A 12,209-nucleotide genomic window follows, 5' to 3' on the forward strand; every position below is an offset into this window, starting at 1 on the left:
GACTTGAAAATTCGCCTCTGCCTCACTCGACGGGGATTTCGCCACCCTCGGCAAACACCAGCAGCGCCTTCACCGGGCGATCCGGGAAAATCGTCCGCAGCACTTCACGATAGCCTGCAATCTGCAATCTGTAATCCGCCAGAAGCGTTTCTTCCGACGCCTTGCCGCTCTTGTAATCCAGCACCCAGATCGCGTCCTCGCATTCCACCCAGCGGTCGATACGGCGCAGCTCGCCGGCGGCGTCGAGGTAGGCCGTTTCATTGCCGGCGCGGAGGTACTGCGCAGGATCGAAGAAGCGCGCCAGCGCCGGGCGCTCGCACAGCCCGCGTGCGGCGCGCTCTACCTCCGGAGCGACTTGCGGCAGTGGCCAGCCGGCGCTTTTCGCCTCCAGCCAGGCATGCATCGCGGTGCCGAAAGCCAGGCCGGCCGCATTCTCCGCCAGCCCGGCAGGCGCCGCGCTGCGTTGTTTGCCCGTTTTTGGCACCTGCCGAAGAGCCGCATCGGGTCTGGCTTGCAGACCAGCCTGCCCGAAGAAGTCCGCTGCACGCGGCTCTTCAGGCAGCCCGCCCGCGCTACCTTGCTGCGCGCCGATCTGCGACAGGGCGGCTTCAATCCGCTTCCACGGCGTCACTGCATTCTGCGCGCGGTTCGGTTCGATGCCGCTGACGATGAAAACCTGTTCGGCCCGCGTGATCGCCACGTAGAGCAGGTTCAGTTCCTCACGTTCAGCAGCGGCTTTTTCCGCTTCCAGCAAGGGCTGGCGCGCCGGCCCGGCTTCGGCCAGCTTGCCCAGCAGCGAGAAATGGCGCGGCCCACTGGCATCCGCCGGCCAGTCCATCGCCACGCCGTAGCCCTCGCCGCTGCGCGGCGTCGAGTTGGCATCGATCAGCCACACGATCGGCGCCTCCAGGCCCTTGGCGCCATGGATGGTCATGATGCGCACCCGCCCCAACCCGTCTCCGGCCGACGCCACCAGACCCTCGTCCGGTGCCTCTTCATCGGAGCGGGACAAACGCGCCAGCTCATCGACGAAGCGCGTCAGACTCGGGTAGCGCCCCGCATCCACGTTCAGCGCCAGTTCCAGCAGCGCTTCGAGGTTGGCATGCACGCCCGGCCACAGCGCCGCCGGCACGGCCGCACGACAGCGCGCGAACCAGCCGGATTCGTGGAAGATGCGGTCGATCAGGTCATGTGCCGGCAGATGCGCGGCGGCCTCCAGCCAGCCGCTGAGCAGCGCCACCGCACGCTGCATGGCGGGTGATTCGGCGTCTGCCGCAAAGCGTTGCAGCGCCGGCCACCAGGCGCCGGGTGCGGCGGAAATCGCCAGCAGATCTTCGTCAGTAAAGTTGAAGGCCGGTGTCCGCAGGCTGTGCGCCAGCCGAAGATTGTCCGCCGGATCGGCGAGGAAGCGCAGCACGGCGAGCAGATCCTGCGCCTCCAGCGTCGGCAGCAGCCCGCCCTGCCCCGGGCTGACAAAAGGAATCCCGGCCGCCCGCAGGGCCGCCTCATACGTCGCGAGCTGGGTCTTGCGGCGCGTCAGGATCAGCACATCCGAGTAGCGCGCCGGCCGCTCGCCCTGCTTGCAGCGCACCAGCCAGCAGCCGACGATTTGGTTGATGCGCGTCGCAATCAGGGCGGCCTCCTCGGCGCGGCGCACATCTTCCGCGTCGACGCGCGCCTCCTCCAGCGGATGGCGCATCACGCCGGCGTCCGCGACCGTCCCCTTGGGCGCCGCCGGAATCAGCGGCAGCAACTCGACACGCGCGGGCAGATCGGGATGCTCGGTCGTCTGCGGCGTGAAGCCCGCCACGCCGTCGAACACCGCGTTCACCAGCGCGACGATGCCCCCCGCGTTGCGGAAGGTATGCACGTTGCCGATGCGCTCGGCGCCGAAGTCGCGTGCGAAATACTCGGCCGCCGCCGCAAAGAGCTTCGGCTCCGCGCGGCGGAAACGGTAGATCGACTGCTTCGGATCGCCCACCAGAAACACGCTCGGCCGCTGCGCCCCGGCGCCCGTGTAAGCATCCAGCCAGCCACGCAGAATGCGCCACTGCAGCGGATTGGTATCCTGAAACTCGTCGAGCAGGATGTGCTTGTAGCGCGCATCCAGCCGCGCCTGCAGCCAGGCCGCCGTGCCCTCCTGCGCCAGCAGTGCATCGATCTCGGCTTCCAGATCGGAGAAATCCATCACCCGGCGCGAGCGCTTCAGCTCTTCGAGCTTCGCCAGCAGGACTTCGCCCACCAGCAGCGCGCGGTGGTTGTACTCAGCGTTGCGCTGATCCTGCAGCGCCCCCAACGCCGCCACCAGCCGCTCGCTCCAGGCTGCATGCAAGGCAAGGTAGCGCTCCTCGCCGCCGGCACTCAGGCGTTTCGCCTGCGCCGCGCTGGGCTTGCGGGCGCGGGCACCGTTTTCCTTGGTCAGGAAAGCGGCGCGCACGACTTCAAAAATGGCGTCATTCCGGCGCAGGCCGGAATCCAGCGCCTCCCCGGCCGCATTGCGCACATCCACCACCGCCTGCGCCAGCGTATTACCCAGCGCCTGATCCGTCGCCGTGTTCAGCCCCAGCAGGCGGGCAAACTCCTCCAGCTCATCCAGCCGCAGCGGCGCAAACAGCTCAGCCAGCGGATCGGCGCCCACCCCGAAGCTTGCCGCCAGCACGCCCGGCAGGCCACCCAGCGAATCCGCCCACACCCGCCACTCCGCGCGGCGATCCACAAAACCCTTGAGCAGCTTCTTCGTGTTCGACGCGCCCAGCTCGGCGTACAGCCACAGCAGGGCTTCTGCGAGGGGACCGGCTGGAGACTGGCTACAGTCGGCCGCCAGCGCGGCCCATGCCTCGTCAAGCAGGCTGGATGCGGCTTCGTCAAGGGTGCGCCCCGCCGCACCACTCTCCAGCGGTGCGCCCGAGAGCAGACGCGCAAACCAGCCGTGGAAAGTCGTGATCGTGATCGCCGGCTCGGCATGCAGCACCGTCTCGAACAGTGCGCGCGCGCGGGGCAGCAGCGCCTGCGCCTCGGCCGGCGGCAAGCCACGCTCGGTCAGCATTTTCAGCGCAGCGGCCTCCGGCACCGTCGCCAGCTCGGCGAGCAGCCCGCGCAGCCGTGCCTCGATCTCCCGCGCCGCCTTGCGCGTATAGGTGATGGCCAGGATCGCGCCGGGCTGGGTGCCCTCCAGCAGCAGGCGCAGCAGACGCGAAGCCAGCAGCCAGGTCTTGCCGCTGCCCGCGCATGCCTCCACCGCCACGCTGCGGGCGGGGTCGAGGGCCTTGATGCGATCAGCCATGCGTTGTTCTGCGTTCATTCGGTCCACTCTTTCCTGCATAGCCCGCGCATCTCGCAATACTGGCAAGCCCCCGCCGTGCCCTGTGCGGGCAGACCGGCGCCGGCGTGCAGGGCGTTGAAGCTTTCGGTGATGCAGTCCTGCAGGGCGGCGGCGCGTTCTTCGGGGGCGTCGAGCGGGGCGGCACCGAGTTCATTGCCATCCAGGGCGACGTAGGCGGCTTCGGCGATGCGCGTGCCTTGCAGCAGGGTGTAGAAGGCGAGCTGCACGTCGTCCGGGTCCTTGACCTGATCCCTGAGCAGCTTGAGTCCGCGGGATTTGTAGTCGAGCAAGGCCTGCTCGCCGTCGGCACGGGTATCCACACGGTCGATGCGGCCGATGAGCTGCAGGCTGCGGCCGGCGCCGAGTTCGTGTTCGCGTGCGGCATCCACTTCGCCGGCCTGCCAGTGCCAGCCCTCGGCTTCGCGCGCGCGCTGCCAGGCAAGGTAGTCGGCCAGCTGGGCGCGCCAGCGCAGGCGCCAGGCGTGATCCTGAAAGTTGCGGCTGACGGCTTCGGCGAAGGCGTCTTCGGTGATGGCTTCCAGCGCGGCAAGCAACACTTCGTCGGTTTCAGCCTGAAGGCGCGGGTGCTCGGAGTGGAAGCGATGCAGGATGGCGTGAAGCTGCTCGCCGAAGTCTTTTTTCTCCATGCCTTCGGTGAGCTCGTCGAGCTCGGCCAGGCGCAGCACGTAGCGCGCGAAATAGCGGTACGGGCAGTCGATCAGGGCCTTGAGCCCGCTGGCGGAGAGGCGCTCCGGCACGCGTCCGGACGGAATTGAAGGCGCGGGCACGCGGGTAGGTTCGATTTCGGCACTGGCCGGACAGCCGCGTGCGACGGCCTTCTTCACCACCCATCCTTCGACAGCAAGGCCCAGTGCGGCTTCCAGCACGGCCACCTCGGCGGCGGGCATCAGGGCTTCGTCTCGACGCAGGCTCTGCCAGGCGATGACGGACTCATCACTGGCGAGCAGCAGGCCGGCGAGATCTTCGCGCAACTGGCGGCGCTCGGCGTCCAGCCCCGGCAGGCCAAGTTCGCGACGCACACCGGCGTGGGTGAGCCAGCCGGGCGCGGCGGGCGGCGCGAGATGTTCGGTATCGGCACCAATGACGATGGCGGCGTCAAAGCTGCGCAGGCGGGTGGCGGCGAGGTGGGTCATGATGACCGGGCTGTCGATGCTCTCGTCGCGATAGAGCTCGGCATCCATCTGGCGATTGAACCAGGTGCGCCAGGCGGCGAAGCGGAAGCTGCCCTGCTCGGCAGACAGTTCGGCGGTGCGGGCTTCCAGCCATTCCAGCCACTTGCGGCCGACCTGATCCTGCGTGAAATGCGGCAGCGCGCCGAGCAATTCCAGGCTCTTGAGCAGGCGCCGCAGCCAGTCGGCAATGCTCGCCTGCTGCTGCGGATTGATAACGGCGCTGGCAGCGATCAGGCGCTCCAGCAGTGGCACCGCGGCGGGCGCGTCTTTCCGGGCAAGCGCGCACAGGCGTTCCAGCCCGTTGCTCATGCCGGATTCTCGGATCAGTCGATCCAGCGCATCCACCCCCTGCGCTCGCACCAGCGGATCAAGATCGGCAAAGAGCAGCGGCGCGCGCAGCAGGTCAATCAGCGCGCGGTGCCAGGCGTTCGAAGCCAGCACTTCCAGCCAGGCATCCACCACGGCGGCGACGCGCGTGGTGACCATCTTCCAGCCGGTTTCGTCCTGCACCAGCACGCCTTCGCGTTCCAGCAAGGCACGCGCGCGGCGTGCGGCGAGGCGGTCGCAGGCAATCAGGGCGATCTGCTGCTTGCCGGCGCAGATCCAGTCCAGCACCTGATCGGCGACGGCTTCGCCAAGCGTTTCGAGGCTCTCGGCGGCGACCAGTTGCAGGCGCTGGCGAGCGGCATCGAGCTGCGCAGGCGTAAACCCGGCAAGACGCTCCCGCAGAGGCTGCGCGCCCTCCAGCGGCCAGGCACGCAGCAGCAGCTCGGGCAAGGCACCTTCGGCCAGCGCGCGATCCGGCCGCAGCACCAGCACCGGCACGCGCAGCGCGGCCGCTTCGATCAGAGCTTGCAGCGGGCCAGCCTCCGCCGACTCCAGCATCACGATCAGCGGCCCATCGAGCTGTGCGATCCACTGTGCCGCGGCCAGCAGGCGCGCCACGGCATGCGAATTTTCGCCGGTCGATTCGGCACGCCACAGGGTGTTGACGATGCTGGCCTCAAAATTCAGGGGCTGCGAGTTCTTCAGCTCGAAAGCAGTTTCGAGTCGGGCAAGCAGCGTGGCTTCGTCATCCGGCAATTTCACCGCATGCTCGGTCAAGGTGTCGAAGAGCCGGGTCAGCTCGGCAACCACATCCCACAGCATGCCGTCGTCCAGCCCCGGGCGGCCCCGCAGCAAGGCGTGCAGGATGAGCTGGCGGCGTGCGTCCGGCATGGGTTGCTGCGCGGCAAGCCAAGGCTCGATCATGCCGGAAAGCGTGTTGCTGCGAGGGAGCAGCAAGGGGCCGCCGGCACAGGCCAGCAGAGCCTGGTTCAGCGCAGGGGCAAGCTTGAGATTGGGCAGCAGCAGACTGGCGCGAGAGAGATCGCTGGAGAGCGGCGCGGGACGGGCAAAGGCGAGGATGTGCGCTGCACAGGCAGGCAGGAAGCTGCTATCGGGGGCAAGGCTGTTCACGGCAAGCGTCATGCCGCAATGCTGCCACGATTGGCAATAAAAAGGCGCAGGCCGGGGTGGCGCTGCGCCTTGTTCTGTCGCTTGCGAGCCATTGCGGCCCGCAAGGAAATCACTTCTCCAGGTGCTGAAGCTTGTCAGCGACCTTGTTCCACTCATCCGCGTCCGGCAGCGGATCCTTGCGCTCGACGATCGCCGGCCAGACTTTGGCCAGGGTGGCGTTCAGCTCGGTGAAGTGGGCTTGATCTCCCGGCAGGTCGTCCTCGGCGAAGATGGCTTCAGCCGGGCACTCGGCCACGCACAGGGTGCAATCGATGCACTCGTCCGGATCAATCACGAGGAAGTTCGGACCTTCGCGGAAACAATCCACCGGGCACACATCCACGCAATCGGTGTATTTGCACTTGATGCAGTTCTCGGTCACTACGTAGGTCATGTCTGTCTCTCTTCAGTCGTGGGGAATGGTGCGGGCCCGAATATAGCTGATTGTAGCCATGCCGTGCCCCCCGCGCCCGGAATACCTGCATAACAAAACGCCCCGGCATGCGGGGCGCTATGGATCAGAGACTTGAGGGTTCAGTCTTTCTTGTCCTTTTTCTTGCTTTTCTTCTCGGCCTTTGCCGCTGATTGCTCAGCGGCAGGAGCAGACCCTTCAGCCTTGGCTGCCTTCTTGTCTGCCTTGGGTTCCTTCTTCTCGGTCTTGGCCTCTTTCTTGTCTGCCTTGGCTGCCGAGGCAGCCTCGACCACCGTGGCGCCGCTTACAGAGATCTGAGACTTGAGCTTGTCGAAAGAGATGTCACCGATACCCTTGACGCTCTTGATGTCGTCAACGGTTTTGAAGTTACCGTTGGCCTTGCGGTAATCAATGATGGCTTTGGCCTTGACCGGGCCGATATTGGGCAGGCTCTCCAGCTCTTCCTGTGTTGCGGTATTGATATTGACCGCAGCAATGGCCATGCCGACCGAGGCCATCAGGGTAATGAGACCTACCAGCAGCTTTTTCAGCATTGCAGACTCCCCTCTTCAGAAATGGAACCGGGGAGCCTGATGTTGTTACAGGCGCCCCATGAGTTTCTTGCAGTATTCGCCGACGCCGGTTGCGACATCGTTGAATGGCGCAGTGTAGCCCGCAGCCCGCAAGCGGGAGATGTCTGCCTGGGTGAAGCTCTGGTATTTGCCCTTGAGTACATCCGGGAAAGCAACGTACTCAATCAGCCCCTCGGCAACCATCTGCGGCAGGGTCAGCACGGGCTGAGCGGCATGTTCGCGGAAGGCGTTGACGACAGCGACCGCGACATCGTTGAAGCTCTGCGCCTTGCCGGTGCCGAGGTTGAAAATGCCGGATTTATCGGGATTTTCAAGGAAGAACAGGTTGGCACGCACCACGTCTTCGACGTAGATGAAGTCGCGCAACTGCCCGCCATCCGGATAACCATCGCAGCCAACGAAGAGCTTTACCTTGCCCTCCTTGCGGAACTGGTGAAAGGCATTGAAGGCAACCGAGGAACCCGCGCCGGCCTTGTGCTCTTCGCGCGGGCCGTACACGTTGAAATAACGGAAGCCGACAACCTGCGCGGTCAGCTCATTCCAGCGGCTGCGCAGCACGCGGTCGAACAGCACCTTGGAGTAACCGTACACATTCAGCGGGCCTTCAAATTCCGGCTCTTCGCGGAATGTGCTGGAGGCGCCGTAGGTGGCTGCTGACGAGGCATACAGCATCGGCACTTTCTGTGCGATGCAGAAGTCCAGCACTTCCACCGTGTAGCGGAAGTTGTTGTCCATCATGTACTGGCCGTTATGCTCCATGGTATTGGAGCAGGCGCCCTGATGCAGGATGGCTTCGACAGCACCGTCGAACGCGCCGGCATTCAGGGCATCGCGGAAGTCGTGCTTGTCCATGTAGTCAGCGATCTGGCAATCGACCAGATTGCGGAACTTGTCGCCCTTGGTCAGGTTGTCGACCGCGATGATGTTGGTGATGCCGCGAGCATTGAGGCCTGCAACCAGATTCGAGCCGATCATGCCGGCTGCGCCGGTGACGATGTAGTAACGAGACATTGTTTTTACTCCGCGAGCATTTCTTCTAGCGTAACCGTAGCGGTTCCCAGCTTGGCGACAACGATACCGGCTGCGTGATTCGACAGGCACATGGCATCGAACATGCTGGTACCACTGGCGAGCATGACAGCCAGCGTGGCAATCACCGTATCGCCCGCGCCTGAAACATCAAACACTTCCTGCGCGCGCGTGCCTTCATGCACGGAAGAACCATCCGTCCGAAACAGGCTCATGCCTTCCTCCGAACGCGTCACCAGCAGGGCTTCGAGCTTCAGTTCGGCGCGCAGGCGCTGAGCCCGCTCAGCCAGATCGGCATCATCACGCCACCTGCCCACGACCTGGCGCAGCTCAGAGCGGTTCGGCGTCAGCAGGCTGGCACCCTGATACTTGCTGTAGTCATCCCCTTTGGGATCGACCAGCACGATCTTGCCGGCAGCACGCGCCAGCTTGATCATTTCCTGAACATGCGCAAGGCCGCCCTTGCCATAGTCGGAAAGCACGATCACGTCGTGCTCAGGCAGCAGGGTCTTGAAGGCTTCGAGCTTGTCGCGCAGCACTTCGTGCGCTGGCGCATTTTCAAAGTCGATCCGCAGCAATTGCTGCTGCCGCCCCAGCACACGCAGCTTGATGGTTGTGGAAAGGGAGGGATCGCGGTGCAGCAGCGTTCTGACACCATCATCCGCCAGCAACCGTTCCAGCGCCTGCGCCGGCTCATCATTTCCCACCACGGACAGCAGGGAACATCGGGCGCCCAGCGCGGCCGCGTTACGGGCGACATTGGCAGCCCCGCCAGGACGCTCTTCCGAGCGCTGTACATGCACGACCGGCACCGGAGCTTCGGGCGAGATGCGATTGACCTCACCGAACCAGTAACGGTCCAGCATGACATCACCAACAACCAGCACGCGCGCACGGCTGGTGTCAGGCATTGCAGGCAGAGGATGACAGATGTTCATTTGCGGCCGATTCCGTAGTACTCCAACCCTGCAGCACGCGGCAGATCGGTGGTGTACATGTTGCGTCCATCAACAATGACCGGGCTCTTCAGTACGGTCTTGATGGCAGCGAAGTCAGGACTGCGGAATTCCTTCCATTCGGTCACGATCACCAGCGCGTCCGCTTCCTCAAGAGCCGCCATTGGGCGATCTGCATACTTCAAACGCGGCTCGTTACCGAAGATGCGGCGAGTTTCGTCCATGGCGACCGGATCGTAAGCAGTGACAGTAGCACCGCGCTTGAACAGCTCGTCAATGATCACGCGACTCGGAGCTTCACGCATGTCATCCGTGTTGGGCTTGAAGGCCAAGCCCCAGATGGCGAAATGCTTGCCTTGAAGATCTGCACCAAAACGAGCAACGATCTTTTCGACCAGAACCTGCTTCTGCGCGTCGTTGGCATCTTCGACAGCCTGCAGGACTTTCAGGGACTGACCTGCATCAGCCGCAGTCTTGATGAGGGCTTTGACATCCTTGGGGAAACAGGACCCCCCGTAACCACAGCCAGCGTAAAGGAAATGCCAGCCAATGCGCGGATCAGAGCCAATTCCCTGACGAACCTGTTCGATGTCAGCACCCATTTTTTCGGCGAGCAGCGCCAGCTCGTTCATGAAGCTGATGCGCGTGGCGAGCATGGCGTTGGCGGCGTATTTGGTGAGTTCAGCCGAGCGCACATCCATGATCACAAGCTTTTCGTGATTGCGCTGGAAAGGCGCATACAGGGCACGCATCAGGTTGATGGCTTGTTCGTCTTCTGCGCCGACAACGATACGGTCCGGACGCATGAAGTCATCCACGGCAGCGCCTTCCTTGAGGAACTCCGGATTGGAGACAACGCTGTAAGGCACTTCCACGCCACGCTTCTGGAGTTCAGAAGCAATCGCCGCGCGAACCTTGTCGGCGGTGCCAACCGGCACGGTGCTCTTGTCGATGACGACTTTATAGTCAGTCATGGTGCGCCCGATATTGCGAGCAGCCGCCAGAACGTATTTGAGGTCGGCCGAGCCATCTTCGTCAGGCGGAGTCCCCACGGCGATGAACTGGATGGTGCCGTGGCGCACAGCTTCTTCCACGTCAGTCGTGAAATGCAGGCGTCCCGCAGCAATATTACGTGCAACAACCTGGTCCAGCCCCGGTTCGTGGATGGGAATTCCACCTTCCTTCAGGATGCGGATTTTCTCGGCATCCAGATCCAGGCACAGCACGTCATTGCCTACTTCGGCCAGACAAGCGCCCGACACCAGCCCTACATAGCCCGTACCAACAACGGTGATTTTCATCGTTCACTTCATCCCAGAAAAAATGAGGGGTAATCAGGCTCAGATAGCCAGATCAAATTCTTCGGTACGTTTGGGCGGATAGGTTTCCCAGCCACCACACGCCGGACAGCGCCAATAAAACTGGCGTGCCTTGAAACCACAGTCCTTGCAGCAGTAGCGCGCCACCCGGCGGGTATGCCCATGAATCAAGCCTTTGACCAGCTCGACATCACCCTTGCGGTCACCATCCACCGTGTGGATGGCCGCTTCCAGCAACTTCTCCAGCCCAAGCATGGTGGGGTTGCGCTTGAGTTCATCGCGCACCAGGGCGTAAGCGGCTTCCGGCCCCTGCTTTTCGATTTCCCACTTGAAAACAATTTCCAGCAGATCAAGCGAAGGAGTCTGTCCCAGATGCGTACGAAGGAACTGAGCCCCTTTCTCCTCCTGCCCCAGACGGCGCTGTACATCCATCAAGCGCTCGGCAACCAGAGACAGATAAGTCGGATCCTGCACACCGATCTCCTGCCAGGCCGCGACAGCAGCGACATCATTACCTTGCCCGGCGAGCACATCACCGAGCAACAGGCTGGCTCGAACACATTTGCGATTGGTTTCCAGGGCCTGGGCAAGCTGGCGATGCGCCTCGTCAAAATCAGAGTGCGCCAGAGCGGTGGCCGCGAGTTCACAATAAAAGTGCGCGATGTCAATTTCCCAGCGATGACTCCCGCGACGCGGCATGTCACGCGCAATTTCAATGGCACGCAACCAGTTTTTCTCCTGCTGATAAATTTCCAGCAGTGCATCATTGGCCACTTCACTCTTGGGAGTGCCGCGAAGCCCCAGATAGACAGACTCGGCACGATCCAGCAGACCAGCCTTGAGGTAATCCTGCCCCAACTCTTCGAGGGCCTGGAACCGCTGCTCTTCACTCAGATCTTCACGATCAACCAGACTCTGGTGAATCCGGATAGCCCGATCCAGTTCGCCACGTCGGCGAAAGAGGCTACCCAGAGCAAAATGCAATTCCACAGTCTGGGGATCAATCTTGACGGCTTCCAGAAAGGCATCGATCGCCTTGTCCGGCTGTTCGTTCAGCAGAAAATTCAAGCCAGACAGATATGATCGCGGCAGACTTCGCGATTCGCGCACCAGATGCTTGATGTCGATGCGGGCGGCGAGCCAGCCCAAGCCAAAAAAGAGCGGCCAACTCAACAACCACCAGAGTTCAAAGTCCATGGATGATCAAACAGAATCCTGAGAGTCGCCGGAGCGCCCACGCAGGCGGGTTGAAGGAGAAACTACGGGAGCAAGTTTGCGCAAGCGCGAAACTTCGCGCCGCAACATGAATGCAGTTCCTGCAATAGCAGTTACACCAAGCAAAACTCCTGCAACGAACATCAGCAGCATTACCACCACGAGCGGCACTTGCCAGTCAGTGTCAAAAAATGCGTGAACTGTCACCAGACCATCATTCTTGATGGCAAAACCGAACAGGACACAGAACGCGAATATTAGGAACGCTGCACGCAGCAGCCGGATCAGGATTTGCATGGTGCGTGATTATCCTTCAGGCTGAGACAAAAAAGAAGGCGGCCCGAAGGCCGCCCTCTTCATTCAGCGGGTAATACAACCGCAGATCACTCGACGTGATCCACGCGCTCACGCAACTCCTTGCCTGCCTTGAAATGCGGGACATACTTTTCAGGCACCATCACCTTGTCGCCAGACTTGGGATTGCGTCCCACGCGCGGCGGCCGGTAATTGAGCCCAAAACTGCCGAACCCACGGATTTCGATGCGCTGACCGCGCGCAAGGCACGCGGCCATCTCATCGAGAATCATCTTTACCGCAAAATCAGCGTCCTTCGCACCAAGCTGCGGAAAGCGCGCGGTCAAGCGCTCAATCAGTTCAGACTTGGTCATGCTAT

At 62.8% G+C, this 12,209-nt stretch carries 10 protein-coding genes; all 10 read right to left on the reverse strand.

The genetic code is table 11. The features are described 5' to 3' along the window. Window positions 1-22 precede the first annotated feature (22 nt). The 10 genes from Q9Q94_RS10605 to Q9Q94_RS10650 all read right to left on the reverse strand — a co-directional run bounded on the left by Q9Q94_RS10605 (window position 23) and on the right by Q9Q94_RS10650 (window position 12,204). Entirely contained in the window at window positions 23-3,301 is a 3,279-nt protein-coding gene (locus Q9Q94_RS10605; RefSeq protein ID WP_305980037.1) for an exodeoxyribonuclease V subunit beta, read from the reverse strand. Then, window positions 3,298-5,985, reverse strand: coding sequence for a PD-(D/E)XK nuclease family protein (locus Q9Q94_RS10610; protein WP_305980038.1), 2,688 nt, complete (start codon window positions 5,983-5,985; stop codon window positions 3,298-3,300). Before Q9Q94_RS10610 ends, Q9Q94_RS10605 begins: the two co-directional genes overlap by 4 nt. Before the next feature lie 97 nt (window positions 5,986-6,082). Further along, window positions 6,083-6,406, reverse strand: coding sequence for a ferredoxin FdxA (fdxA, locus tag Q9Q94_RS10615; protein WP_305980039.1), 324 nt, complete (start codon window positions 6,404-6,406; stop codon window positions 6,083-6,085). Window positions 6,407-6,546: 140 nt separating this feature from the next. Next, complete coding sequence (locus Q9Q94_RS10620) at window positions 6,547-6,978, reverse strand: helix-hairpin-helix domain-containing protein (RefSeq protein WP_305980040.1); 432 nt, start codon at window positions 6,976-6,978, stop codon at window positions 6,547-6,549. Between the two features lie 45 nt (window positions 6,979-7,023). Then, window positions 7,024-8,028 carry an ADP-glyceromanno-heptose 6-epimerase gene (rfaD, locus tag Q9Q94_RS10625; RefSeq protein WP_305980041.1) on the reverse strand — a complete coding sequence of 335 codons (1,005 nt, stop codon included), beginning with the start codon at window positions 8,026-8,028 and terminating at the stop codon, window positions 7,024-7,026. 5 nt (window positions 8,029-8,033) lie between these two features. Continuing rightward, window positions 8,034-8,984 carry a D-glycero-beta-D-manno-heptose-7-phosphate kinase gene (gene rfaE1, locus Q9Q94_RS10630; protein ID WP_305980042.1) on the reverse strand — a complete coding sequence of 317 codons (951 nt, stop codon included), beginning with the start codon at window positions 8,982-8,984 and terminating at the stop codon, window positions 8,034-8,036. After that, a complete protein-coding gene (locus Q9Q94_RS10635; protein ID WP_305980043.1) occupies window positions 8,981-10,303 on the reverse strand; it encodes a UDP-glucose/GDP-mannose dehydrogenase family protein in 1,323 nt (440 codons plus the stop codon). The genes rfaE1 and Q9Q94_RS10635 overlap by 4 nt, the downstream gene beginning before the upstream one ends. 39 nt (window positions 10,304-10,342) lie before the next feature. Beyond that, window positions 10,343-11,518 (reverse strand): lipopolysaccharide assembly protein LapB, encoded by a 1,176-nt coding sequence (lapB, locus tag Q9Q94_RS10640; RefSeq protein WP_305980044.1) that lies wholly within the window; start codon window positions 11,516-11,518, stop codon window positions 10,343-10,345. A gap of 6 nt (window positions 11,519-11,524) precedes the next feature. Then, window positions 11,525-11,833: a lipopolysaccharide assembly LapA domain-containing protein gene (locus Q9Q94_RS10645; protein ID WP_305980045.1), complete on the reverse strand. Its 309-nt coding sequence runs from the start codon at window positions 11,831-11,833 to the stop codon at window positions 11,525-11,527. Between the two features lie 86 nt (window positions 11,834-11,919). Next, window positions 11,920-12,204, reverse strand: coding sequence for an integration host factor subunit beta (locus tag Q9Q94_RS10650; protein ID WP_305980046.1), 285 nt, complete (start codon window positions 12,202-12,204; stop codon window positions 11,920-11,922). Window positions 12,205-12,209 lie beyond the last annotated feature (5 nt).

It is taken from the genome of Uliginosibacterium sp. 31-16, assembly GCF_030730865.1.
Taxonomy (GTDB): domain Bacteria; phylum Pseudomonadota; class Gammaproteobacteria; order Burkholderiales; family Rhodocyclaceae; genus Uliginosibacterium.